A 23662-nucleotide genomic window follows, 5' to 3' on the forward strand; every position below is an offset into this window, starting at 1 on the left:
CCCCGCCCGTCACGTGCGCAGCCCCGTCGGGATCCCGTCCGCGTCCCAGACGGTGACGGGGGCGAAGCCGCGGTGACCGCACTCGCCGAAGACGGTGACCGGCCGCCCGCCCGAGACGGCGGCCAGCCGCCACAGCCCCGGACCCGCCGCGGAGCCCGGCGCGTGCACCGGTATCCACCCGCCGCCCTCCCCGTCCCCGCCGTCGCCGTCGCCGTCGCCGTCGGCCAGCCGCCACCCCTCCGGGCCGGGCACGGGAACCACGTCCGCGAGCACCACGGGCCAGGAGTCCAGCCACGGGTCCCCGGCCAGCGCGGCGCCGTACTCCGCCATCGCCCCGCCCACGGTGACGCCCGGCGGGACCCCGCCGCCGGGCACCGGCGGAGCGGGCGGCCCCGCCCCCGGGCCGAGGACGGCGCGCAGCGGCCGTGCGCCCGGGTGGTACGCCAGGTCGGCCTCCACCACCAGCCCCACCGGCAGGGACAGGTCCGCCGCCCGGCCCGCCCGGCCGTGGGAGAGCAGCAGGGCGATGCGGCCGGTGGCGGTGCCCCGCAGCCACAGGCGGCGGGTGGCGAGCCGTTCGTCGGCCGTGTCGTGCGCCCCCAGCACCAGCCACCGGTCGCGGACCGCCGGGACCGTGCGCAGCACCTCCGCGGCCTCCACCGTGAAACCGACGCGGGAGCGCACCGTCGCGGCGAGCGGCGCGGGCAGCCGGTCCACACGCCCGTAGGCGGCGGCGAGCAGGTCGAGCAGGGCGTACTCCTCCAGCAGCCGGCCCGGCCAGTCCGGGCCGGACGCGGGCACCGCCGCCAGCTCCCGGACCCGCGAGGCCAGCCCGGGGGCCTGGGCGTCGACCATGCGTGCGGCCACGCCGTCCCAGGCACTGCGGCCCGTCCCCTCCTCCCCGGCGAGGCCGCGGCGCACCCCGTCGGCGAGCCGCAGGCGCAGCTCGGCCGCCCCCGCCGCGACCCGGTCCGCCCGCAGCCCGGCGCGCCGGGCGGCCTGCGCCCCGGCAGCCGCCCCCGGCGGGGCCGCCCGCGATGCCAGGGACGCCCCAGCACCGCACGGATCCTCGCCGGGTGCGGCCGCGAGGATCCGCTCCGGCACCCGCCGTCCGTCGTCCGAAGTCACCGACATGCCCCCGACGGTAGGCGCCGCCACTGACAACGCCGCCCGCCCGCCGCGGCCCGCTCCCCGGCCGCACCGCCCCGCCGGCGGAAGGCCGGGTGATCCGCCCAGGCCGGCCGGAGCCCCGCGCCGCCGCGCCGACCGGGCTGGGCTCACGGCGCCGACCGCCGGGTCGGCACTCAGGGGGAAAGGTCCACGAGCGGGCATGAAGGTACTCATCTCGGGTGGCGCCGGATACATCGGCAGCACCGTCGCCTCCGCCTGCCTGGACGCGGGCATCACCCCGGTGATCCTGGACAGCCTGGTGACGGGCCGGCGGGAGTTCACCGAGGGCCGCCCCTTCCACCAGGGCGACATCGCGGACGGCCCCCTGGTGGACCGGGTCTTCGCCGAGCATCCGGAGATCGAGGCGGCCGTCCACTGCGCGGCGCTGATCGTGGTCCCCGACTCGGTCGGCGACCCGCTCGGCTACTACCGGGCGAACGTGGCCAAGAGCCTGGACTTCGTCGGCCACCTGGTCCGCAACGGCTGCCAAAAGATGATCTTCAGCTCCTCCGGCTCGATCTACCTGCCGGGGGAGGACCTCAGCGTGGACGAGGACTCCGGGATCGCCCCGCAGAGCCCCTACGCGCGCACCAAGGCGGTCTGCGAGGGCATGTTCGCCGACATCGCCGCCACCCAGCCGATCCGGATCCTCTCGCTGCGGTACTTCAACCCCATCGGCGCCGACCCCCGGATGCGCACCGGACTGCAGCTGCGCCGGCCCGGCCACGCACTCGCAAGCTCATCGAGGCCCACGACGAGGGTGTGCCGTTCCGGATCACCGGCACCGACTGGCCCACCCGCGACGGCTCGGTGATCCGCGACTACGTCCACGTCCGGGACCTGGCCACCGCGCACGTGGCCGCGCTGCGGAGGTTCGAGGCCGTACTGGACGGCGCCCGGTCCTCGGTGATCAACCTCGGCACCGGTACGGGCACCACCGTCACCGGGCTGGTCACCGCCTTCAACAGCGTGGTCGGCACCCCGGTCGCGGTCGTCGGGACGGGCCCGCGCCCGGGCGACGTGGCCGGCGCCTTCACCCGTAGCGGCCGGGCCGGGCGGCTGCTCGGGTGGGAGCCGCAGTTCGGCATCGTCGAGGGCATCCGCGACTCGCTGCGCTGGGCCGAGATCCGCGACCGGCTGCTCGCCCCGCAGCCCCGGGCGCAGCCCGGGCCCCGGGGGAGGCCGGGCTGCGCCCCCGGGTCCCGGCCGGTTGCGTCCTGCGGCCGCCTTCCCCGCGCCGACTCCGGCTGCCGGCCTCCCCGTGCGTCCCGGGCGGACGGACCGGGCCCGCGCCCGGCCGGGTCCCCGCCCGGGAAGAGCACCCTCCGGACAGGCGGCCGTCGCCTCGGCTGCCCGGCTCGGCCGTCGCCGCGTCGGCCGGCTCCGGCGTGGACGCCCGGGCCGGCACGCCCGGACCCGACCGGGCGCCGAGCCCTCCCACGGGCACCCGCCCCCGCCCGGCGGCCCCGGCGGGGCCGAGGCGACGGCGCCGCTCCGGGAGCCCCCGCCCCCAGGGCCGGGCGGCATTGTCAGTGGCGGGGTGCATGGTGGATCGCGCAGGCCGAGGAAGCCGGCAAAGGGGAGCGTCCCCGCGCCCGGCGGTCCCGCCCTGACCGTGGACCGCCCTCTGCCGACGTTCTCCGAACCGACCCCCGCCGCACGCCGCCCTGCCACAGGTGCGCCCGGCGGCCCGCTGGAAGGAGTCCCCATGGCCGCGCCGACCGACGCCCCCGCCACCCCTCCCGCCGCGCCCCGTACCGGTGTGCCCGGTGCCACCGGCGCCTCCGGCCCGGGGGCGGCCCCGGTGCTGCGCCCCCACGCGGAGGAGGCCTTCGCGGACGAGCTGGCGGCACTGGCGGCCTGCGACGACCGGCCCCGCCCCGAGCGCTGGCTGCTCTCGCCGTGGGCGGTCGCCACCTACCTGCTGGGCGGCGAGCTGCCGGACGGCACCGTCGTCAGCCCCAAGTACGTCGGCCCCCGCCGCGTCGTCGAGGTCGCCGTCGCCACGCTGGCCACCGACCGGGCCCTGCTGCTGCTCGGGGTGCCCGGCACCGCCAAGACCTGGGTCTCCGAGCACCTGGCGGCCGCCGTGAGCGGTGACTCCACCCTGCTGGTCCAGGGGACCGCGGGCACGCCGGAGGAGGCCGTCCGCTACGGGTGGAACTACGCCAGGCTGCTCGCCGACGGCCCCGGCCGGGACGCCCTGGTGCCCTCCCCGGTGATGCGGGCCATGGCCGAGGGGAAGGTCGCCCGCATCGAGGAGCTCACCCGCATGCCGGCCGACGTGCAGGACAGCCTCATCACCGTCCTCTCCGAGAAGACGCTGCCCGTCCCCGAGCTGGGCGGCGAGACCCGCGCGGTGCGCGGCTTCAACCTGGTGGCCACCGCCAACGACCGCGACCGCGGCGTCAACGAGCTCTCCGGCGCCCTGCGCCGCCGCTTCAACACGGTGGTGCTGCCGCTGCCCGCCTCCGTCGAGGACGAGGTCGACATCGTGACCCGGCGGGTCCGTGCGCTCGGCCGCTCCCTCGACCTGCCCGAGCCGCCGCGCGGCGCCGAGGAGATCCGGCGGGTCGTCACCGTCTTCCGGGAGCTGCGCGACGGCGTCACCGCCGACGGCCGCAGCCGGGTCAGGTCGCCCACCGGCACCCTCTCCACCGCCGAGGCGATCTCCGTGGTGACCGCAGGGATCGCCCTGGCCGCCCACTTCGGGGACGGCGTGCTGCGCGCCGCCGACGTGGCCGCGGGCATCCGCGGCGCCGTGGTCCGGGACCCGGTCTCCGACCCGGTGGTCTGGCAGGAGTACCTGGAGGGCGTCGTGCGTGAGCGCGACGGCTGGAAGGACTTCTACCGCGCCTGCCGGGAGGTGGGCTGAGTGGCCGCGGCCGGCCTCCCCGCCACCGCGGTGCTCGGCGTGCGGCACCACGGGCCCGGTTCGGCCCGTGCGGTGGCCGCCGCCCTGGCCGCACTGGAGCCCGACGCGGTCCTCGTCGAGGGGCCGCCGGAGGCCGACCCGATCCTGGCGCTCGCGGCCGACGCGGACATGGTCCCGCCGGTCGCGCTGCTGGCCCACCCGGCGGACGAACCGGGGCGGGCCGCCTTCTGGCCGTTCGCCTGCTTCTCGCCGGAGTGGGTGGCCCTCCGCCACGCGCTGGGGCGCGGCACGCCCGTCCGCTTCATCGACCTCCCCGCCGGCCACGGCTTCGCCCTGGCACGGGAGCGGGAGGGTCAGGGGGAGCCGGGCGGGGCGCCCCCCGGCGACGCCCCGCCCGGCTCCCCCGACGGCCCCCGCCCCCCGTCCGGTGCCGGGATCCCCGTCGCGTCCGACCCCATCGCCGCCCTGGCCCGGGCCGCCGGGCACGACGACCCCGAGCGGTGGTGGGAGGACGTCGTCGAGCACCGCGGGCCCGGCGGCCGCGGCGGCGTGGACGACCCGCTCGCCCCCTTCCGCGCCGTCGCCGAGGCCATGGCCGCCCTGCGCGAACCCGCCTCCGGGGGAGCCGCCCCGGCAGCCGGCGGCACCCGCGACGACGCGCTGCGCGAGGCGTACATGCGGCAGCAGATCCGGGCGGCCCGCCGCGCCGGGCACACCCGGATCGCCGTGGTCTGCGGCGCCTGGCACGTCCCCGCCCTGGAGCGCATGCCGACCGCGGCGCACGACCGCGGGCTGCTCCGCTCCCTGCCCCGGAGGGTCCGCACGGAGGCCACCTGGGTGCCCTGGACCCACCGCCGCCTCGCCCGGCACAGCGGGTACGGCGCCGGCGTCGCCTCGCCCGGCTGGTACCACCACCTCTTCACCGCACCCGACCGGCCCGTCGCCCGCTGGACGACCCGGGCCGCCGCCCTGCTCCGCGAGGCGGGGCACCCGGTCTCCCCGGCCCACGTCATCGAGGCCGTGCGGCTCGCCGAGACCCTCGCCGCCCTGCGCGGCCGCCCCCTGGCGGGCCTCACCGAGACGCTCGACGCCGTCCGGGCCGTCCTGGGCGACGGCGCCGAGGCCGCCCTCGCACCGGTCCGCGAACGCCTGGTGGTCGGCGACGCCGTGGGCAGGGTCCCGGACACCGCCCCCGCCGTGCCGCTGCAGCGCGACCTCACCCGCCTGCAGCGCACCCTGCGCCTGCGCCCCGAGGCCGCCGAGCGCCACCTTGACCTCGACCTGCGGGGCGGCACCGACGCGGCCCGCAGCCGTCTGCTGCACCGGCTCCTGCTCCTCGGCGTCCCGTGGGGCGAACCCGCCGCCTCCACCGTCGCGGGCACCGGCACCTTCCGCGAGTCCTGGCGCCTGCGATGGGACCCCGGTCTGGCCGCCCGCGTCGTCGAGGCCGCACCCTGGGGCACCACCGTCGCCGCTGCCGCGGAGGCCCGCGCCCGCGACACCGCCGCCCGGGCGTCCGCCCTCGCCGACCTGACGGCCCTCGCCGAGACGTGCCTGCTCGCCGACCTGCCCGGCGCCCTCCCCTCCGTGGTGAGGGCCGTCGCCGACCGGGCGGCCCTCGACACGGACACCGCCCGCCTGGCCGAGGCACTCCCCGCCCTGGTGCGGGCCCTCCGGTACGGCGACGTCCGGGGCACGGACGCGGGCGCGCTGCGCGGCGTCGCCGAGGGGCTGGCGGTGCGGATCTGCGTCGGCCTGCCCCCGGCCTGCACCGGACTGGGCAGGGACGCCGCCGAGGCCGTGCGGGCCCGCCTCGACGCCGTGCACGCCGCGGTGGCGCTGCTCGACGAAGGGGGGTCCCGCGGCCTCGGCGACCGGTGGGCCGCCGCCCTGCGGTCGCTGGCCGGCGGGCAGCCGGGGGAGCGGACCGCCGGCGTGCCCGGCCTGCTGCGCGGCCGCGCCGTCCGGCTGCTCCTCGACGACGGCGCGCTCCCCGTCGAGGAGGCGGCCCGGCACATGGCCCTGGCCCTCTCCACCGCGTCCGGTCCGGCCGACGCCGCGGACTGGGCCGAGGGCTTCCTGTCCGGCGGCGGCATGCTCCTGGTCCACGACGACCGGCTGCTCGGCCTGCTCGACGACTGGCTCGCCGCCGTGCCCCACGACGCCTTCACCGAGGTGCTGCCGCTGCTGCGCCGCACTTTTGTTGGGTTCGAGGCCGGGGTCCGGCACGCCGTCGGGGCACGGGTCCGCTCCGCCCGCGCGGGCGCGCCCGCCGGCCCCCGGTTCCCCGGCGGCTCCGGCAGCGCCGCCCCGGGCTTCGCCCCGGAGCCGGACCACGCGCGGGCGGATGCCGTCCTTCCGGTCCTCGCCCTGCTGCTCGGCCTCCCCGGTCCGGGCGACCCCGGCGCCCCGGACGGCCCCGCGGGGCCGGACGCCCCGGACGCACCACCCGCACGCGCCCCCGCCTTGGGCGCCTCGGACGCCCGCGCCACCCCGAGGGGCTCGTGACGCCGCGCACCCGTCGCCCCGGGGTGGCCGGGAACCCCCGGAGCCCCGCCCCCCCGGAGGTCCCCGGCCACCCCGGGCCTCCGCCGCCCTGCCGCCCCCGTACCGGTCGGCTCTGCCTCCCGGCCGTTCCGACGGGTCCGGCGGGCCTGACCGGCCGGTCCGGCCCTGCTGCCCGTGCCGGGTCCGCCGCCCCGCCCGCCGGCTCGTCACCCCGTCCCTGTTCCCGCCGCCCCCGCTCCCCTTCCCGTTCCCCTGTCCCCGTTCCCGCAGAGAGGCCCGCCGGATGACCGCACCGCCGCCGCTCCCCCTCCCCGGGCCCTCCGCCCCGGATGCCACCGCCGACGAGGAGCGGCTGCGCCGCTGGCGGCTGGTCCTGGGCGGCGACCGGGACGGCACCGGCCGCGGCCTCGTCGGCCGGGACGCCGCCATGGACCGCGCGCTGGCCGCCCTCTACCGCGGCGACGGCCGGGATCCGGCCGTCGCCGGCCGCGGTGGCGCCCGCGGGGCGGGTCTCGGCGCGTCGGCGCCGCAGGTCGCCCGCTGGCTGGGAGACATCCGGGAGTACTTCCCGGGCACGGTCGTGCAGGTGATGCAGCGGGACGCCATCGAGAGGCTGGGACTCTCCCGGCTGCTGCTGGAGCCCGAGATGCTGGCCGCGGTCGAACCGGACGTGCACCTGGCCGCCACCCTCATCTCCCTGCGGCACGCCCTGCCGGACGCCGTCCGGGAGGCGGCCCGCGCCGTGGTCGGCGCCGTCGCGGCGGACCTGGAGCGCCGCCTCTCCCACCGCACCCGCACCGCCGTCGGGGACGCCCTGGACCGGAGCGCCCCCACCCGCCGCCCCCGCCACCGGGACATCGACTGGAACCGCACCGTCCGGGCCAACCTCGCGCACTACCGGCCGCCCGCCGACGGCGGTCCGGGCGGCGGCACCCTCGTCCCCGAGCACCTGGTCGGCCGGGCCCGGGCCCGGGGCGCGGTGCGGAAGGAGGTCGTCCTCTGCATCGACCAGTCGGGGTCCATGGCCTCCTCCGTCGTCCACGCCGCGGTCCTCGGGGCGGTCCTCGCCTCGGTGCCCGCCCTCGGCACCCGGCTGGTCGTCTTCGACACCTCGGTGGCGGACCTCACCGACCGGATCGCCGACCCGGTGGACGTCCTGTTCGCCGCCCGCCTCGGCGGCGGTACGGACATCGGACGGGCCCTCGCCTACTGCCGGTCGCGCATCACCCGGCCCGCCGACACCGTGGTGGTCCTGGTCAGCGACCTCCACGACGGCGGTGCCCGCGGGGAGGCCCTGCGCCGGGTCGCCGCGATGAAGACCGCGGGTGTGCGGGTCGTGGCCCTGCTGGCGCTGTCGGACGAGGGCGCCCCGGAGTACGACCGGGAGCACGCCGCGGGGCTGGCCGCCCTGGGCGTGCCCGTCTTCGCCTGCACGCCCGACCGCTTTCCCGAGGTCATGGCCGCCGCCCTGGAGGACCGGCCGATCCCGCTCCCGGCCTCCGTTCCGGCCTCTGTCCCGGTCTCCGGTCCGGGGGCCGCCCCGGCCTCCGACGCCGGGTGACGGCCTCGGACGGGAACCCCGGGCGGTCGGCCCGGGGTCCGGGCAGCCCCTCCCCTCCCGGAAGGACCGCAGGCCGGGCGGCAGGGAGCCGGGCAGCCGGGCGACGGGGAACGGGGCGGCCCGTGCCGCGCGCTCCGGGCCGGGCGCTCCGGGCCGTGTGTTCCGGGCCGCGCGCTCCTGGGAGGGACGGGTCACCGGCAGGTGTCAGGGGCCGAGCGCTGCCGGGGGGAGCGGCAGCGCCGCCCAGACGGTCTTCCCGGACAGGCCCGGCCGGGGGGCCGTCCCCCACGCCTCGGCGAAGGCCTCCACCAGCAGCATGCCCCTGCCGTGCTCGTCCTCCTCGCCGGCGGAGGCGACGAGCGGCAGCCGCAGCCGGCCCTCGTCGTCCACCTCCAGGAAGAGCGTCCCCCGGGCGCTCCAGATCCGGCAGTGCACACGGTGACTGTCCGTGTGCGTCACCGCGTTGCCGACCAGCTCGGAGATGCACAGCTCGGCGTCCTCGACGAGCGCGCCGCCCAGCCGCCACATGGCCGCCGTGATCCGGACGAAGCGCCGGGCGGTGGAGACGGCCTCGGGTGCGCCGGGAAGGGTCGCCGCCGCCTGACGGTCCATGGGCCAGAGCGTGCGGGCGGCGCCCAGCGCGGCCGCGCGGTCCGCCGCCGCGCCGGACGGCGCGGCGGCGGACCTGGGGCCGTCGGGGTCGTCGTCCGGGTCGGGGTCCGGGTCGGGGTCCTTGTCCGCGCTCCTGCTCCGGGCGCGGTGACGTGCGCTGTGCATCCGATGTCCACTACGCTGAGTAATGAAATGGTGACCTGAATCACACTCCCCGAGCGCGGGGCCAAAAGCAAGCCGCATGGAGGACTTGTCGACTCCGTGTGGAGGTTTCCGGGTGTGCCCCCCGGGCGCGCGGCCCGGTCCGCACGCCCGCTGTGACGGTTCTCACCAAGTCGGACCCCCCTCCGGTGGAAACGTCCCTGTCACACGGGGATAGCCTGCAAGACGGACATGCCGCGTGCTCGGCCGACGTGTGCGCAACAGCGATGTGGTGGACGCAAGGACTCCTGCGTACCTCTCCGTCACGAAGACCACAGCGACGACCCCGCGGCGGCACGCTCACAGACACACAACCGCGATCACGAACAAGGACGGACGCGCGTGGACCTGTTCGAGTACCAGGCGAGGGACCTCTTCGCCAAGCACGGTGTACCGGTGCTGGACGGTGAAGTCATCGAGACCCCGGAGGCCGCGCGCGCCGTCGCCGAGCGCCTCGGCGGCCGCGCCGTCGTCAAGGCGCAGGTCAAGACCGGCGGCCGCGGCAAGGCGGGCGGCGTCAAGCTCGCCGCCGACCCTGAGGACGCGGTGGCGAAGGCCGGCCAGATCCTCGGCATGGACATCAAGGGCCACACGGTCCACAAGGTGATGCTGGCCGCCACCGCGGACATCGCCGAGGAGTACTACGTCTCCTTCCTGCTCGACCGCAGCAACCGCACCTTCCTGGCGATGGCCTCGGTCGAGGGCGGCATGGAGATCGAGGAGGTCGCGGTCAACAACCCGTCCGCGCTCGCCAAGATCCCGGTCGACGCCAACGAGGGCTGCACCGCCGAGAAGGCCGCCGAGATCGTCGCCGCCGCGAAGTTCCCGGCCGACGTCGCCGACCAGATCGCCGAGGTCCTCCAGCAGCTGTGGAAGGTCTTCGTCGCCGAGGACGCCCTGCTGGTCGAGGTCAACCCGCTGATCAAGTCCGGTGACGGCAGGATCATCGCCCTGGACGGCAAGGTGTCCCTGGACGCCAACGCCGACTTCCGGCAGCCCGGGCACGAGGCGCTGGAGGACAAGGCCGCCGCCAACCCGCTGGAGGCCGCCGCCAAGGCCAAGGGCCTCAACTACGTCAAGCTCGACGGCGAGGTCGGCATCATCGGCAACGGCGCGGGTCTCGTCATGAGCACCCTGGACGTCGTCGCCTACGCCGGCGAGGCCCACGGCGGCGTCAAGCCCGCCAACTTCCTCGACATCGGCGGCGGCGCCTCCGCCGAGGTCATGGCCAACGGCCTGGAGATCATCCTCGGCGACCCGGACGTGCGCTCCGTCTTCGTCAACGTCTTCGGCGGCATCACCGCCTGCGACGCCGTCGCCAACGGCATCGTGCAGGCCCTGGAGCTCCTGAAGTCCAAGGGCGAGGACGTCACCAAGCCGCTCGTCGTCCGCCTGGACGGCAACAACGCGGAGCTCGGTCGGCAGATCCTGACCGACGCGAACCACCCGCTGGTGCAGCAGGTGGACACCATGGACGGAGCGGCCGACAAGGCCGCCGAGCTCGCGGCTGCGAAGTAAGGGACACGGTCGAACCATGGCTATCTTCCTCACCAAGGAAAGCAAGGTCATCGTCCAGGGCATGACCGGCTCCGAGGGCATGAAGCACACCCGCCGCATGCTCGCGTCCGGCACCGCCATCGTCGGTGGCGTGAACCCCCGCAAGGCCGGCACCACCGTGGACGTGGACGGCAGCGAGGTCCCGGTCTTCGGCAGCGTCAAGGAGGCCATCGAGGCCACCGGCGCCGACGTGACCGTCATCTTCGTGCCGCCGAAGTTCACCAAGGACGCCGTCGTCGAGGCGATCGACGCCGAGATCGGCCTGGCCGTCGTCATCACCGAGGGCGTGCCGGTCCACGACACGGCCGCCTTCTGGGCGTACGCGGGCGCCAAGGGCAACAAGACCCGGATCATCGGCCCCAACTGCCCCGGCCTGATCAGCCCCGGACAGTCCAACGCCGGCATCATCCCGGCCGACATCACCTCGGCCGGCCGCATCGGCCTGGTGTCCAAGTCGGGCACGCTGACCTACCAGATGATGTACGAGCTGAGCGACCTCGGCTTCTCCTCGGCGGTGGGCATCGGCGGCGACCCGATCATCGGCACCACCCACATCGACGCCCTGCAGGCCTTCCAGGACGACCCCGACACCGACCTGATCGTCATGATCGGCGAGATCGGCGGCGACGCGGAGGAGCGCGCGGCGGCGTACATCAAGGAGCACATCACCAAGCCGGTCGTCGGCTACGTGGCGGGCTTCACCGCGCCCGAGGGCAAGACCATGGGCCACGCCGGTGCCATCGTCTCCGGCTCCTCCGGCACCGCGCAGGCCAAGAAGGAGGCGCTGGAGGCCGCGGGCGTGAAGGTCGGCAAGACCCCGTCCGAGACCGCCCGCCTGGCCCGCCAGCTCCTCCAGGGCTGATCCGCCGCCGCGCCGCCCGGCCGTACCGGGCCGGCGGCGCGGCAGCCGGGCACGCCGCCGAGGGCGCCCCGCCCGGACCTCACGGTCCCGGGTCGGGCGCCCTCGGCGCGTCCCGGTCCGCGGGCGTGCCCGGGGCCGTGCCCGCGGGCGGACCGCCGTCCCGGTCCGCTCCCGCGCCGGCCCCTCCTCCGTCCGGGTCCGGCACGGCGTCCGGCCCCGGGCACGACGTGTCGAGTCCGGCCGTGCAGGCCGACGCCGGCTCCCCCGGACCGCGGTGGTCCCCCAGCAGCCGCGACGGCCCGACGCCCAGCGCGGTGGCCAGCGCCGTGACCACGGCGCCCGCGACCAGCAGGGCGGCGCCGCCGGCGACCGCGCGGGTGCGGACCGCGCTCTGCCGTCGCACCTGCTCGGCCGTGGCGGCGGGCGGTGCCGCCCGGCACCCGCGCTCCGCCGCCTCCCGCAGCAGGCCGCCGATCCGCCGGCCGACGGCGTCACCGGCCGGTCCGCCGACAGCCCTGCCGTCCCGGCCGCCGCTCCGCCCGTCGTCCCGTCCGTCGGACACCGCTCCGAGCGCCGTCATCCCCGACCCCGCCGCCCCGGACAGCACCTCGGACAGCACCCCGGGCACCGCCCCTGCCAGCGCCTCCCGTGCCGCGGCGATCCGCCGCTGGGTGGCGGGGACGCTCGCCTCCGTCTCGGCGGCGGTCTCCGCCGTGTCCACCCCCGCCACGTCGTGCAGCACCAGCGCGGCCCGTCTGCCGCGGGGCAGGCGCAGCAGGGCGTCCGCCAGCGCGTCCCCGACCGCGTCCGCCCCGCCGACCGCCTCCGCCCCGCCGACCGCCTCCGCCCCGCTGACCGCCTCCGTCCCGGAAGCCGCCCCGCCGCGTCGGCGCCGCCCGCCCCGGGCGGCCCGCCGCCACGGGGCGAGCGCGTCCGCGTACAGCGCCGCCCGCACCCACTGCCCCGGCTCCGCGGCCTCCGCCACGTCGGGCCAGTGGTCCCAGGCGGCCGCGAAGGCGCGCCGGACGCACGCGTCCGCCCGGCGTGCGTCGCCCAGCAGCAGGAAGGCCTGCCGCAGCAGCGGCCCGGCCGCAGCCCCGTACAGGGCGTCGAAGGCGGCTCGGTCCCCGGCGGTGCGGTGGTTCCGGACGCCTTCGCGCAGGCCGGCCACCGACCACCCCGCGGAGGCGGGCTCCCCGGGCGCCTCGCCCCAGGTCGGCCATCGGGTCGGAGATGTGTGCATATCCATATGATCTGCGACACGTCGACCATTCCGCCCTTCGGCGCGTGCGCCCTCCGCCCTGCCAGCATGGTCGGACATGACCTCCCTCACCGGCGGCCGGGCCCCGGCCACCCCCCGGACCCCCCGGAAACCGGGGCCGTCCCGAACCGGCCCCCCGCCCGGAGCGCCGCCCGGCCCCCCGCCCGGTCCACCGGCGGTCTCCGCGCTCCCGACCGGCCTCGCCGCCGGGGCCGCCGCCGCACTCGGCGGCCTCGCACTGACCGCGGCGCCCGTCCTGCTGCTGTGGGTCGTCTCGCCCTACGTCCAGGACGGTGCGGGGGGCGCCGTGCACCTCGCCGCCTGCCTGTGGCTGCTCGCCCACGGCGCCGACCTGGTCCGTGCCACCGCGTCCGGCCCGGACGCCCCCACCGCGCCCGTCGGCGTGGTCCCGCTGCTCCTCACGGCGGCCGTGCTGGTCCTCCTGCACCGTGCCGGCCGCCGTACCGGACGGGCGCTCTGCGACGCCGCCGGGTGCCCGTACGGCGCGGAGCTGCCGCTCCGCGCCCTCGCCGCCGCCCTGCCCGCCGTCTGCGGCGGCTACGCGGCCGTGGCGGCCGTCGCCGCCGCCGTCGCCTCCGGGGACGCCGGGCTGCGCGCCCGGCCCGTGCCCGCGCTGGCGGCCGCGGTGCTGGTGGCGGTGGTCGGCGCCGCTGCCGGCCTCCGCTCCGCGGCCCGCCCGCGGCGGCCGGAGGCCCCGCGGGCCCTGCTGCGTCTGCGGGCCCTGCTGCGGCGCCCGGGCGGTCCGGCCGGACCGCCTTCCGGCCGGTGGAGCCGCTGGGGCAGCCGGGGCCGGTGGCGGCCGACGGAGCGGTTCTTCCCCCGGGAGGCCGCGGTCCCGGTCCTGCGGGCCGCGCTCGCGGGGTGGGCCGCCCTGGCGGGGGTGGGGGCGGCGGTGCTCGGCGCGTCCCTGCTCCTCCACGGCGACGCGGCCGGGCGCGCCGTGCCGGCCCTCGCCCCCGACCTGCCCGGGCAGGTCGGCCTGGTGCTGCTCTGCCTGTCCCTGTACCCGGACGCCGTGGTGTGGAGCGCCGCCTACGCGCTCGGGCCCGGCTTCGCCCTCGGCGGCGGCACGGTGGCGCCGTACGCCGCGTCCCCCGGGCCCGTACCGGGCCTCCCGCTGCTGGCCGCGCTGCCGCTGCCCGGGCCGCACGGGGTGCCGGGACCCCTCGGGTGGGCTGCCCTCGCCCTGCCGCCGCTGGCCGGCGCCGCGCTCGGGGCGGTCCTCGGCAGGGCAGCGGCCCGCAGGGACTGGCGCCCGGCGGCCACCGCCGTCGCGGCATGCGCGGCCGCCCTCGCCGCCGGCGCCGCGTTCGCGGCCTGCGCCGCCGCCTCCGGCGGGGCGCTCGGCACCGGGCGGCTGGCCGTCCTCGGGCCGCCGCCGTGGCCGACGGGCGCGGCGGCCGCCGCCTGGACCGCGGTCTCCGGGGCGCCGGTCGCCCTGCTGGTCTGCTGGGTCCTGCGCCGCCGCGCCGTACGGGCCGTGCCCGGCGCCCCCGGCGGTGACGCGGACCGGCGGCGGCGCAGGACCTGACCGCCCCCGGCGGCCCGTGCCGTCCCGCCGCGCCGTGCCGCCGTGCCGGGCGCCCTGCCCGGTGCGGGCGTCAGGCGCTGTTCAGGGCCGGGCCCCGTGCACCCAGGCCGGGGCGAGCGTGCTGCAGCTCTGCTCCGCCCTGTGGGTGAGGGCGTCGGCCATGCAGTCGTAGTAGTCCTTGTAGACCAGGTGCACCGCCCACGACGAGGCGACCAGCGCGAGGGCCACACCGCCGGTGACCAGGCCGCCGACGGCGGCGGGCACCTGGGGCCGGGGCGGCCGGACGGCCGCCCAGCCCGGGGGCGGCAGGGGTGCGGGCTGCTGCCCGGCGGGCGGCGGGGCCGCGGGACCGGGCGCCGCCGCACCGGGTGCCGCCCCGTCGGGTCCGGTGCCGGCCGCGGCCGCCGCGGCGTCCCGCGGGGTGCCGCGCAGGGCGGAGACGCCCCAGTAGACCGCCAGGGCGCCGAGCAGCAGGCCGAGGTAGGGGATGTCGAAGAGCATGAAGAACATGCCCCACATGCCGCACAGCAGCGCGTAGCGGGCCCTGCGCTGCACCGGGTCGGTGGGGTCGTACCGCTGCTGCGGGCCGCCGGACGGGTACGGGCCGCCGGGGCGGCCCTGCCAGCCCGGACTCCAGGGGTGCGGCGGGGGCACCGGGGGCCGGCCGGGGGGGCCGTCCGGGCGGTCGCCGCCCTCCCCGGGCCGCCCGCCCTCGGACCCGCCCGGCCCGTCCGCGCCGGTCCCGCCGCCGGCCGGCGGCGGAGGCGTGCGCGGCTGCCAGGGCCGGTCGGGGGCGTCCGCCGGCGGCGGCGCGAAGGGGTCGCGCTCACCCGTGCTGTTGCCGCTGCTCATCAGTCGTCCGTCCGTCTTCCCCGGTGGTCCGTTGCCGCTTCGCCCCGCCCCGCCTGTGGCGGCCGTCGGGTCCGTCCTCCTCATGATCCCCCAGGAGGCGTGCCCGACGCCCCCCCCGCCGGACCCTGATTCCGGGGCGGTCGCCGTGCGCCCGTCCGCACACGCTAAGCCCCCGCTCCGTCCGCGCCGCCGCCGGGTGCCGTCCGAGGGGCCGCAGGCGCCCCCGTCCGCCTCCGGATCCGCGTCCGGAGGGCCTCCGCGCCCGCCTCCCCGCCGCCCTCCTCACCGCCCCGGGACCCCGACCGCGAGATCCCTCTCTCATCTACGCGCGTTGCGCCCGTCTCCGGGTGCGGAGCGCCTCCGACGTGCCGTTATCGTGGTGACGGCTGGGGCGGCCCGCGGGTTCCCCGAGGCCCCGCAGCGCGGCGGGACGGCCTCGCCGCGTCCTCCCCCCACGCCGACGCCCTCCCCGCCCCCGCATGTCCCGACTGCCAGCCCGCCCCGCCCCCACCCGGGTCCGACCGCCCGGGGCCGCCCCCCGCAGGCCCCCGGCAGCGGCCGGCGCCCGTCCCGGGGCTGCGGGCGACGGATGATCCCGGAGAACCGAGCAGTGGCCGCCGACGCGCCCCCCGTCCTCACCTTCCCGCCGCCGTCCCCGGGGCCCGCCCGCCTGGTCGTCCTGGTCTCCGGCTCGGGCACCAACCTGCAGGCCCTGATCGACGCCTGCGCCGACCCCGCCTACGGCGCCGTGATCGTCGCGGTCGGCGCCGACCGCGACGGCATCGCCGGCCTGGAGCGCGCGGAGCGGGCCGGCATCCCCACGTTCGTCCGCCGCGTCGGCGACTTCGCCGACCGCGCCGCCTGGGACGCCGCCCTCACCGCCGCCACCGGGGAGTACGCGCCCGACCTGGTGGTCTCGGCCGGCTTCATGAAGATCCTCGGCAAGGAGTTCATGGCCCGCCACGAGGGCCGCATCGTCAACACCCACCCCGCCCTGCTGCCCTCCTTCCCCGGCGCCCACGGCGTCCGCGACGCCCTCGCGTACGGCGTCAAGGTCACCGGCTGCACCGTCCACCTGGTCGACGCCGGGGTGGACAGCGGCCCGATCATCGCCCAGGGCGTCGTCGAGGTCGCCGAGGACGACCACGCCGACGGCGGGGAGGCGCTGCACGAGCGCATCAAGACTGTCGAGCGCACCCTGCTCGTCGACGTCGTGGGCCGGCTGGCCCGCGAAGGCCACCGCATCGAGGGACGAAAGGTACGGATCCCTGCATGACCGCCGCCGGTAGCACCCCGCCCCCCACCTCCGAGGACGTCCGCCCCATCCGCAGGGCGCTGGTCAGCGTCTACGACAAGACCGGCCTGGAGGAGCTGGCCCGGGGCCTGCACGCCGCCGGGGTGGAGCTGGTCTCCACCGGCTCCACCGCCGCCCGGATCTCCGCCGCCGGGGTCCCGGTGACCGAGGTCGCCGAGCTGACCGGCTTCCCCGAGTGCCTGGACGGTCGCGTCAAGACCCTGCACCCGCGGGTGCACGCGGGCATCCTCGCCGACCTGCGGCTGGAGTCCCACCGCACGCAGCTCGCCGACCTGGGCGTCGAGCCGTTCGACCTGGTGGTCGTCAACCTGTACCCGTTCCGGCAGACCGTCGCCTCCGGCGCGACCCCGGACGAGTGCGTCGAGCAGATCGACATCGGCGGCCCCTCCATGGTCCGCGCCGCCGCCAAGAACCACCCCTCGGTCGCCGTGGTCGTCGACCCCGCCCGCTACGCCGACGTGCTCTCCGCCGTCGCGTCCGGCGGCTTCGACCTGGCCGCCCGCCGCCGCCTGGCCGGCGAGGCGTTCGCCCACACCGCCGCCTACGACGTGGCGGTCGCGTCCTGGTTCGCCGACGGCTACGCGCCGGCCGACGACGAGGCGTTCCCGGTCTTCCTCGGCTCCGCCTGGGAGCGCCGCGCGGTCCTCCGCTACGGCGAGAACCCCCACCAGGCCGCCGCCCTCTACACCGACGGCAGCGGCACCGGCCTGGCCGGCGCCGAGCAGCTGCACGGCAAGGAGATGTCCTACAACAACTACGTGGACACCGACGCCGCCCGCCGCGCCGCCTACGACCACGACGGTCCGACCGTCGCGATCATCAAGCACGCCAACCCGTGCGGCATCGCCACCGGCGCCGATGTCGCGGAGGCCCACCGCAAGGCGCACGCCTGCGACCCGGTCTCCGCCTACGGCGGCGTGATCGCCGTCAACCGCCCGGTCTCCGTCGCCATGGCGGAGCAGGTCGCGGGGATCTTCACCGAGGTCGTCGTCGCCCCCGACTTCGAGGAGGGCGCGGTCGAGGTCCTCGCCCGCAAGAAGAACATCCGGGTGCTGCGCGCCCCCGGCGCCCCGGACGCCGCCGTCGAGGCCCGCCCGGTCTCCGGCGGCGTGCTGCTCCAGCAGGCCGACCGCATCGACGCCCCGGGCGACGACCCGGCCACCTGGACGCTCGCCACCGGCGAGGCGCTCTCCGGGGCCGAGCTGGCCGACCTGGCGTTCGCCTGGCGGGCCTGCCGGGCCGTCAAGTCCAACGCGATCCTGCTGGCGAAGGACGGCGCCACCGTCGGCGTCGGCATGGGCCAGGTCAACCGGGTCGACTCCGCGCGCCTCGCCGTGCAGCGGGCCGGGGAGCGCGCGGCCGGCGCCTTCGCGGCCTCCGACGCGTTCTTCCCCTTCGCCGACGGCCTCCAGGTGCTGGTCGAGGGCGGCGTGCGGGCGGTCGTGCAGCCGGGCGGCTCGGTCCGCGACGAGGAGGTCGTCGCGGCGGCCCGCGAGGCCGGGGTCACCATGTACCTCACCGGCACCCGCCACTTCTTCCACTGACCCCTCCGCCGACGCAGGACGGCCCGCCACCCCCGTACGCGGGGTGGCGGGCCGTCGGCGTTCCGGCGCGGGTCCGCTACTTCCTGATGACCAGGGTGTGCGCGGCCTTGTCGTGCCAGCCCTGCTGGCGGCCGGAGTTGTCGAAGAACGGCGACAGCCAGACCAGCAGGCCCGGCAGGTAGCACAGGGCCCAGCCGACTATCGGGATGATGAACCGGACGAAGGAGGACCCGAGGCCCGGGTTCTGACCGGTCGTCTCGTTGACGACGCGCAGCCCGACCATCCGCTTCCCGAGCGTCGCCCCGGCGAAGGCGACCATGAGCCACTCGTAGCAGAGCTGGAGCACGAAGATGACCAGCATCAGCACCATCGTCACACCCAGGACGCCCATCGAGGCGCTCGGGCTCAGCTCGTACTGCCCGGTGGTCGGGTTGTACTCGGTCTTCGCCTTGGCGCCGATGCCGACGGCGCCTGCCACGCCGGCCACCATGAGGATCCAGCAGACGACGCCCACCAGCACGCCGTCGATCAGCCGCGCGCCGAACCGGGCGCCCATCGACGCGATCTGCGGCGTCCCGTAGGGCACCGCGCCGTAGGGCGGCTGCTGCGGGTAGCCGTAGGCGGCGGCCGCGTTGGGGTCGTAGCCGGGCTGCCCCTGCGGGTAGGCGTAGCCCGGCTGCTGCGGCTGCTGCGGGTACGCATAGCCCGGCTGCTGCGGCTGCTGCGGGTACGCATAGCCCGGCTGCTGCGGGTACGCGGAGCCGGGCTGCTGGGGCGGCTGCTGCTGGGGGTAGCCGTAGCCCGCCTGCGGCTGCTGGGCGTAGGGGTCGTTCGGGCCGGGCGGGTAGCTCATGTCTCCTCCGGTGCGTACGGGACGGATGCCGTGTGCCGTGCGTGCCGGACGCGCGTGCGGCATACGGCGTGTGTGAGGGGGTGCCGGGGCGCGTCCGGCACGGCGGTCACTGCGACCGGATGACGACCGTCTTCATGATCTTGTCGGAGAAGGTCTGCTTCTTCTCGTCCCAGATCGGCCAGAGGTAGCCGAGGTAGCAGGGTATGCCGTCGACGATGTGCAGGAGGCGGCGGCCGAACGCGGCGCCGAAGCCGATCACCTGGCCGTCCGCCTCGCGCAGCACCCTGGTCCCGACGACCTTCTTGCCCGGGGACTGGCCGGTCGTGCCCTCCTGGCGGCAGACGAACAGGCCGAGCCCGAGGGCGGTCAGCAGGCCGACCAGGGTGAGGAGCGCCCCGGTGCCGCCGCCGACGGCCCGGCCGGTGCCCGCGAGCACCGCGTAGGGGCCGAAGGTGATCAGCCAGTCGATGACGAACGACCCGGCCCGCAGGCCCCAGTGGGCCAGCACCGGCTGCGGCTGGCCGCCGTAGTACCCGCCCTGCGGGTAGGCGGGGTACCCGGCCTGCGGCTGTCCCTGGGGGTAGGCGTAGGCCGAGGCGTCGTACGGCTGGCCCTGCGGGGCCTGGCCGTAGCCGGCGGGCTGCTCGTAGGGGTTCCCGGATGCGGGCGGGTAACTCACGGCGTCTCCTGAGGGGTGAGGGGCGGAACGGGACGGGTGCAACGGACGGGACGTGCGGGGCGGCCGGCGGCCCCGGAGGTTATCGGACGGTCATGACAGCAGGAGGCCGAGGCGGTGCAGCTGCCAGCACCACGACAGCGCCGCCGCCGCGACGAGCAGGGCGGTGCGCAGGGGCGCCGGCGCCGTCCGCCAGAGCCGCCGGGTGCCCAGGGGCTCCAGCGCCAGCGCGGCGGCGGCCGCCGCGGTGAACGGGTTCGCGGCCGCGGCCGCCGCCCAGTGGCCCTGTCCGGCCTCGATGAAGACGGTCGTCGAGCCGCAGACGGGGCAGGGCACGCCGGTGAGGCGTCGCAGCGGGCAGAGGACGCCGGGGTCGTGGACCTGGTGCAGCCGCGCCACGGCGAGGGCCGCCGCCGCGCCGGCCGCGACGCGCAGCAGCGTCCGGAGCACGCGGCCCCCGGCCGCGTCCCCGCGCGCCCACCACTCCCGGACGCCCTGGGGAAGGACGGCGCGCCCGGAACCCGCCGGAATCATTCCCAGGTCTTCGCCGCCGCCGGCAGGACCGCCGCCGGGGCGGTGCCGGCGAGGGCGGCGGGGTGGGCGGTGCCGGCGGGGTGGGCGGGGGCGGCGGACCCGCCCTGCCGCGGCTGCCCGCCGCGGCGGCCCGGCCGGCGCGGCGTCTCGTGCGGATCCCTCACGTTCTCCCCCGGTTCCCCTCGTACCGCACGCCCCGGCGGTGCGCGGGAGCCGGGTGGCGGCGGACGACGTCCGGGCCCATCGTCACGGGGGCGGCGTCCGCCTGTCCAGTCACCCTGTGGGGCGGGCACGCAACCGTGGCGCAACCGCAACCTGATCACGACGTCCCGTCCGGTGTCGGCGGCTCCGCGCGCGGGAAGGGGCGGGCGGATGCGCGCTCCCGGCCGCCCATCCGGGAGGATGGGGGCATGACCGCCCAGATTCTCGATGGCAAGGCCACCGCAGCAGCGATCAAGTCCGAACTCGCCGAGCGCGTCGCGGCGCTCAGGGCCCGGGGCGTCACCCCCGGCCTGGGCACCGTCCTGGTCGGCGACGACCCCGGCAGCCACTCCTACGTCCGCGGCAAGCACCGCGACTGCGCCCAGGTGGGCATCGCCAGCATCCGCCGCGACCTGCCGGCCGACGCCACCCAGGCCGACGTCGAGGCCGCGGTGCGCGAACTCAACGAGGACCCGGCCTGCACCGGCTACATCGTCCAGCTCCCGCTGCCCAAGGGCCTGGACCCCAACCGGGTCCTGGAGCTGATGGACCCGGCCAAGGACGCCGACGGCCTGCACCCGGTGAACCTGGGCCGCCTGGTCCTCGGCATCGAGGCACCCCTGCCGTGCACCCCCAACGGCATCCTCGAACTGCTCCGCCGCCACGGCGTGCAGACCCGCGGCGCCCACGTGGTGGTCGTCGGCCGCGGCGTCACCGTCGGCCGCTCCATCGGCCTGCTGCTGACCCGCCGCTCCGAGAACGCCACGGTCACCCTCACCCACACCGGCACCCGCGACCTCTCGGCCGAGCTGCGGCGCGCCGACATCATCGTGGCCGCCGCCGGCGTGCCGCACCTCGTCAAGGCGTCCGACGTGCGCCCCGGCGCGGCCGTGCTGGACGTCGGCGTCAGCCGCACCGAAGCGGGCCTGGTCGGCGACGTCGACCCGGGCGTGGCGGAGGTCGCCGGCTGGCTGTCGCCCAACCCGGGCGGCGTCGGCCCCATGACCCGGGCCATGCTGCTCGCCAACATCGTCGAGGCGGCCGAGAAGGCCGCCGACGCCGCGCAGAACTGAGGAGCCGGGGGATGCCGATGGGTGCCGTACGGAGCCGGTCGCGGCGCAGGCCGCCGCTGCGGACCACGGGCACGCTGCCGCCCGAGGGCGCGGCGCCGGCCGCGGACCGGGACCGGCCGCTGCCGGTCCGGCAGTGGCCGATCAGCACGGTGATCGCCGTCGCCGCGGCGGGCCTGGCGGTCACCGCCGCGGACCGCTTCCGCGTCGGCGCCCTCGTCGTCGGCGCCGCCCTGCTGCTCGGGGCGGCCCTGCGGGCGCTGCTGCCGGAGGTGGGCATGCTCGCGGTGCGCAGCCGCTTCACCGACGTGGCGCTGCTGTGCGTGCTGGGCGGTGCGATCGTGCTGCTCGCCCTGATGGCGCAGCCCCACCCGTGGATCCACGTCCCGTTCCTGGACCGGATCACCGGGCTGCTGGGCCGCCCCACCTGACGCGCGGCGGCCGGGCCCCGCGGCCCGGTCCGCGACGCCTCGGCGCCCCGCCCCTCCGCGACGGAGGGGCGGGGCGCCGCGCTGCCGGGGCTCCGCCGCGCCGTCCGGGGTCACCGGGCGGCGGGCGGCCCCGCGGCGTCAGCCGCGGCCGAAGGCGCGGCCGCCCTCGCGACCGCCCTCGCGGCCGCCCTCGTGGCGGCGGTCGTCACGGCGGTCGTGGCGCCGGTCGTGGCGCCGGTCGTCACGGCGGTCGTGGCGGTCGTGGCGCACGTGGTGCCGGCGGTCGTGGTGGCGCCCGTAGCGCCCGTAGCCGTGGCGGCCGTGGCGGCCGTGGTGCCGGGCGTGCTCGACGTGCTCCGCGTGCCGGGCGTGCTCGGAATGCTCGGAGTGCGCGGAGGGCGCGCCGGTGGCGGCCGGGACGTCGGTGGTCACGGCACCGGCCGCACCCGCCGAGCCGAGGACGAGTCCCCAGCCCGCGACGGCGAGGGTGGCCGCGACGGCCAGGCGCTTGGCGGTAGAGCGAGTGGTCATGGAATCTGCACCGTTCCTTTGGCTGAAGGCGGAAGCCGGGGGCGCCGCCCCTGCGGGACGCCCACCCCTTCCGTCACCCAGAGTTGCCCGCCGACAGCGGAGCGGGTATCCAGAAGGAGGCGCCTGGGACGGAAGGGAAGTCCCAGCCCCTGGGCCTGCGGGGACGCCCATCGCGTACGGAGAACCTGGGACGGGGATGGGACATGGCCCGCTGGCAGCCGCTGCCCGGCACGCTCGATCCGGATCTGCACCGCCTGGTCGAGCAGTTGCGGCGGCTCAAGGACCGCAGCGGACTGACCCTGTCCGCCCTCGCCGCGCGCACCCCGTACAGCAAGTCGGCGTGGCAGCGGTACCTCAACGGGCTGAAGTTCCCTCCGCGGCAGGCGGTGGAGGCCCTGGGGCGGATCGCCGGGGCCGACGCCCCGCGCCTGCTGGCGCTCTGGGGGCTCGCCGAGCGCAGCCGTCTGGACGCCGCGCACCGCTGCGGGCCCACGGCCCCCGCGCCGCCCCCCGCGCCGCAGGCCCCGCCCGCCGTCCCGGCCCCGCCCGTGCCGTCCGCCGCCCCCGGGCGGCGGCTGCCCGGCCCGCCGCCCGACGGCCCGCCCCCGGCCCGCCGGCCCTCCGTGCGGTCCCTGCTCCTGCGGCCGGGACGCCGTCCCCGGCAGGCGCGCCCCGCCGCCCCCGCCCTCGCACCGGCGCTCGCCGTCCTGCTCGCGGTCCTGCTCTGCGCCGCCGCGCCCGCCCTCGGCGGCCCCGGCGCCCGGACCGTCCGCGACACCGTCCGGTCCCTGCTGGACGCCCCCGTCCCGGCCCCGCCCGTCAGGGCCCCCGCCCCGGCGGACGCCGGCACCCCGGGACCCGGCACCCCCAGTCCCGGCACCCCGAGGCCCGGCGCCCCGAGGCCCGGCGCCGCGCAGGCCGCCGCCCGGTCGGCCGGACCCCGGCCCGCCGCGTCCCGTCCCGCCTGCCGCGCCTCCGCCTGCCAGGGCCGCGACCCCCTCCGGGAGGGCTGCGCCCGCGACGCCCGCACCGCGAACAGCGCCCGGCTGCCGGGCGGTGAGCTGCGGCTGCGGTGGAGCACCCGCTGCGCCGCGGCCTGGGCCGACCTCGTCGCGTCGGGGCGTCCGCTGTCCGACGCCACCCTCGTCGTCCAGGGCCGCGACGGGGTCCTGCTGGCCTCCCGGGCGTCCGCCGGACGGAGCCCGATGCTCGCCGCCGCCGTGCCCGGCAGTGCCGTCGCCTGCCTCGTCGCCGGCGTGGCCGAGGCATGCACCGGCAGCGGCCGCGCCGGGCCCCCGCTGCTGCTGCCCGCGATCCCCGCGTCCCCCGCGGCCGCACCCCCGGCGTCCGCGGCGGCGCACCGGCCCGGCGGGGTGCGGCCCGACGCCACGGGGGCCGGCGGGGTGCGGCCCGGCGGACCGGGCGGCGGCCTCCCGGGTGTCAACCTCCGGGGCGCCACCCCGCCCCCCTCCGTCCTGGGATAGCCTGGCCAGCGG

21 protein-coding genes are annotated in these 23662 nt (G+C 78.1%); 12 read left to right on the forward strand and 9 right to left on the reverse strand.

Annotation, left to right across the window (positions count from 1 at the left end; translation table 11 throughout):
• Positions 1-9 precede the first annotated feature (9 nt).
• Positions 10-1134, reverse strand: a complete 1125-nt coding sequence (locus ACFY07_RS05835) for an SWIM zinc finger family protein (RefSeq protein WP_390867546.1) — start codon at positions 1132-1134, stop codon at positions 10-12.
• A gap of 196 nt (positions 1135-1330) precedes the next feature.
• Here ACFY07_RS05835 and ACFY07_RS05840 point away from each other — a divergent pair, with 196 nt between their 5' ends.
• From ACFY07_RS05840 to ACFY07_RS05855, 4 genes are all read left to right on the forward strand, one after another.
• Positions 1331-1984: an NAD-dependent epimerase/dehydratase family protein gene (locus ACFY07_RS05840; RefSeq protein WP_390867547.1), complete on the forward strand. Its 654-nt coding sequence runs from the start codon at positions 1331-1333 to the stop codon at positions 1982-1984.
• An 894-nt stretch (positions 1985-2878) separates the two neighbouring features.
• Entirely contained in the window at positions 2879-4045 is a 1167-nt protein-coding gene (locus ACFY07_RS05845; RefSeq protein ID WP_390867548.1) for an AAA family ATPase, read from the forward strand.
• Entirely contained in the window at positions 4046-6553 is a 2508-nt protein-coding gene (locus ACFY07_RS05850) for a DUF5682 family protein (RefSeq protein WP_390867549.1), read from the forward strand.
• A 283-nt stretch (positions 6554-6836) separates the two neighbouring features.
• Complete coding sequence (locus ACFY07_RS05855) at positions 6837-8114, forward strand: VWA domain-containing protein (protein ID WP_390867550.1); 1278 nt, start codon at positions 6837-6839, stop codon at positions 8112-8114.
• Positions 8115-8318: 204 nt separating this feature from the next.
• On the opposite strand, the gene ACFY07_RS05860 is transcribed toward ACFY07_RS05855, so the two are convergent.
• The gene (locus tag ACFY07_RS05860) at positions 8319-8891 is read right to left on the reverse strand and encodes an ATP-binding protein (protein ID WP_390867551.1); all 573 of its coding nucleotides are present in this window, start codon (positions 8889-8891) and stop codon (positions 8319-8321) included.
• A gap of 378 nt (positions 8892-9269) precedes the next feature.
• Between ACFY07_RS05860 and sucC the strand changes: the two genes are divergently transcribed.
• Both sucC and sucD read left to right on the forward strand, forming a co-directional pair.
• Positions 9270-10445 carry an ADP-forming succinate--CoA ligase subunit beta gene (gene sucC / locus ACFY07_RS05865; protein WP_390867552.1) on the forward strand — a complete coding sequence of 392 codons (1176 nt, stop codon included), beginning with the start codon at positions 9270-9272 and terminating at the stop codon, positions 10443-10445.
• Between the two features lie 16 nt (positions 10446-10461).
• Positions 10462-11346, forward strand: a complete 885-nt coding sequence (sucD, locus tag ACFY07_RS05870; RefSeq protein ID WP_230648594.1) for a succinate--CoA ligase subunit alpha — start codon at positions 10462-10464, stop codon at positions 11344-11346.
• A 79-nt stretch (positions 11347-11425) separates the two neighbouring features.
• Here sucD and ACFY07_RS05875 read toward each other — a convergent pair whose 3' ends face one another.
• Complete coding sequence (locus ACFY07_RS05875; protein WP_390867553.1) at positions 11426-12589, reverse strand: RNA polymerase sigma factor; 1164 nt, start codon at positions 12587-12589, stop codon at positions 11426-11428.
• A gap of 76 nt (positions 12590-12665) precedes the next feature.
• Between ACFY07_RS05875 and ACFY07_RS05880 the strand changes: the two genes are divergently transcribed.
• Complete coding sequence (locus tag ACFY07_RS05880) at positions 12666-14159, forward strand: DUF6350 family protein (protein ID WP_390867554.1); 1494 nt, start codon at positions 12666-12668, stop codon at positions 14157-14159.
• 81 nt (positions 14160-14240) lie between these two features.
• Here the strand turns inward: ACFY07_RS05880 and ACFY07_RS05885 are convergent, their stop codons facing one another.
• Positions 14241-15011, reverse strand: coding sequence for a hypothetical protein (locus ACFY07_RS05885; RefSeq protein WP_390867555.1), 771 nt, complete (start codon positions 15009-15011; stop codon positions 14241-14243).
• Positions 15012-15600: 589 nt separating this feature from the next.
• Here ACFY07_RS05885 and purN point away from each other — a divergent pair.
• Positions 15601-16287, forward strand: a complete 687-nt coding sequence (gene purN / locus ACFY07_RS05890; RefSeq protein ID WP_374228075.1) for a phosphoribosylglycinamide formyltransferase — start codon at positions 15601-15603, stop codon at positions 16285-16287.
• Positions 16284-17870, forward strand: a complete 1587-nt coding sequence (purH, locus tag ACFY07_RS05895) for a bifunctional phosphoribosylaminoimidazolecarboxamide formyltransferase/IMP cyclohydrolase (RefSeq protein ID WP_230648587.1) — start codon at positions 16284-16286, stop codon at positions 17868-17870. Before purN ends, purH begins: the two co-directional genes overlap by 4 nt.
• Positions 17871-17946: 76 nt before the next feature.
• Here purH and ACFY07_RS05900 read toward each other — a convergent pair whose 3' ends face one another.
• The 4 genes from ACFY07_RS05900 to ACFY07_RS05915 form a co-directional block, all read right to left on the reverse strand.
• Entirely contained in the window at positions 17947-18723 is a 777-nt protein-coding gene (locus ACFY07_RS05900) for an RDD family protein (RefSeq protein WP_390867556.1), read from the reverse strand.
• Between the two features lie 106 nt (positions 18724-18829).
• Positions 18830-19402 carry an RDD family protein gene (locus tag ACFY07_RS05905; RefSeq protein WP_390867557.1) on the reverse strand — a complete coding sequence of 191 codons (573 nt, stop codon included), beginning with the start codon at positions 19400-19402 and terminating at the stop codon, positions 18830-18832.
• A 90-nt stretch (positions 19403-19492) separates the two neighbouring features.
• Positions 19493-19849: a DUF2752 domain-containing protein gene (locus tag ACFY07_RS05910; RefSeq protein WP_390867558.1), complete on the reverse strand. Its 357-nt coding sequence runs from the start codon at positions 19847-19849 to the stop codon at positions 19493-19495.
• An 80-nt stretch (positions 19850-19929) separates the two neighbouring features.
• Complete coding sequence (locus tag ACFY07_RS05915; protein WP_390867559.1) at positions 19930-20097, reverse strand: hypothetical protein; 168 nt, start codon at positions 20095-20097, stop codon at positions 19930-19932.
• A gap of 246 nt (positions 20098-20343) precedes the next feature.
• Here ACFY07_RS05915 and ACFY07_RS05920 point away from each other — a divergent pair, with 246 nt between their 5' ends.
• Positions 20344-21207 (forward strand): bifunctional methylenetetrahydrofolate dehydrogenase/methenyltetrahydrofolate cyclohydrolase, encoded by an 864-nt coding sequence (locus tag ACFY07_RS05920; protein ID WP_230648583.1) that lies wholly within the window; start codon positions 20344-20346, stop codon positions 21205-21207.
• 11 nt (positions 21208-21218) lie between these two features.
• Positions 21219-21635 (forward strand): DUF3017 domain-containing protein, encoded by a 417-nt coding sequence (locus ACFY07_RS05925; RefSeq protein ID WP_230648582.1) that lies wholly within the window; start codon positions 21219-21221, stop codon positions 21633-21635.
• Between the two features lie 138 nt (positions 21636-21773).
• Here ACFY07_RS05925 and ACFY07_RS05930 read toward each other — a convergent pair whose 3' ends face one another.
• Positions 21774-22166 carry a hypothetical protein gene (locus tag ACFY07_RS05930; protein ID WP_390867560.1) on the reverse strand — a complete coding sequence of 131 codons (393 nt, stop codon included), beginning with the start codon at positions 22164-22166 and terminating at the stop codon, positions 21774-21776.
• A 203-nt stretch (positions 22167-22369) separates the two neighbouring features.
• On the opposite strand from ACFY07_RS05930, the gene ACFY07_RS05935 reads away from it, so the two are divergent.
• Positions 22370-23650, forward strand: a complete 1281-nt coding sequence (locus ACFY07_RS05935; RefSeq protein ID WP_390867561.1) for a helix-turn-helix domain-containing protein — start codon at positions 22370-22372, stop codon at positions 23648-23650.
• The last annotated feature ends 12 nt before the right edge of the window (positions 23651-23662 follow it).

Origin of the sequence: Streptomyces sp. NPDC001380 (genome assembly GCF_042895785.1) — a bacterium.
In the GTDB taxonomy this organism is placed as follows: Bacteria; Actinomycetota; Actinomycetes; order Streptomycetales; family Streptomycetaceae; genus Peterkaempfera.

Coding starts and splice junctions, on each gene's coding strand:
- ACFY07_RS05835 (WP_390867546.1), bottom strand. CDS start 1,134: ATGTCGGTGACTTCGGACGACGGACGGCGGGTGCCGGAGCGGATCCTC.
- ACFY07_RS05840 (WP_390867547.1), top strand. CDS start 1,331: ATGAAGGTACTCATCTCGGGTGGCGCCGGATACATCGGCAGCACCGTC.
- ACFY07_RS05845 (WP_390867548.1), top strand. CDS start 2,879: ATGGCCGCGCCGACCGACGCCCCCGCCACCCCTCCCGCCGCGCCCCGT.
- ACFY07_RS05855 (WP_390867550.1), top strand. CDS start 6,837: ATGACCGCACCGCCGCCGCTCCCCCTCCCCGGGCCCTCCGCCCCGGAT.
- ACFY07_RS05860 (WP_390867551.1), bottom strand. CDS start 8,891: ATGCACAGCGCACGTCACCGCGCCCGGAGCAGGAGCGCGGACAAGGAC.
- sucD (WP_230648594.1), top strand. CDS start 10,462: ATGGCTATCTTCCTCACCAAGGAAAGCAAGGTCATCGTCCAGGGCATG.
- ACFY07_RS05875 (WP_390867553.1), bottom strand. CDS start 12,589: ATGCACACATCTCCGACCCGATGGCCGACCTGGGGCGAGGCGCCCGGG.
- ACFY07_RS05880 (WP_390867554.1), top strand. CDS start 12,666: ATGACCTCCCTCACCGGCGGCCGGGCCCCGGCCACCCCCCGGACCCCC.
- ACFY07_RS05885 (WP_390867555.1), bottom strand. CDS start 15,011: ATGAGCAGCGGCAACAGCACGGGTGAGCGCGACCCCTTCGCGCCGCCG.
- purN (WP_374228075.1), top strand. CDS start 15,601: ATGATCCCGGAGAACCGAGCAGTGGCCGCCGACGCGCCCCCCGTCCTC.
- purH (WP_230648587.1), top strand. CDS start 16,284: ATGACCGCCGCCGGTAGCACCCCGCCCCCCACCTCCGAGGACGTCCGC.
- ACFY07_RS05900 (WP_390867556.1), bottom strand. CDS start 18,723: ATGAGCTACCCGCCCGGCCCGAACGACCCCTACGCCCAGCAGCCGCAG.
- ACFY07_RS05920 (WP_230648583.1), top strand. CDS start 20,344: ATGACCGCCCAGATTCTCGATGGCAAGGCCACCGCAGCAGCGATCAAG.
- ACFY07_RS05925 (WP_230648582.1), top strand. CDS start 21,219: ATGCCGATGGGTGCCGTACGGAGCCGGTCGCGGCGCAGGCCGCCGCTG.
- ACFY07_RS05930 (WP_390867560.1), bottom strand. CDS start 22,166: ATGACCACTCGCTCTACCGCCAAGCGCCTGGCCGTCGCGGCCACCCTC.
- ACFY07_RS05935 (WP_390867561.1), top strand. CDS start 22,370: ATGGCCCGCTGGCAGCCGCTGCCCGGCACGCTCGATCCGGATCTGCAC.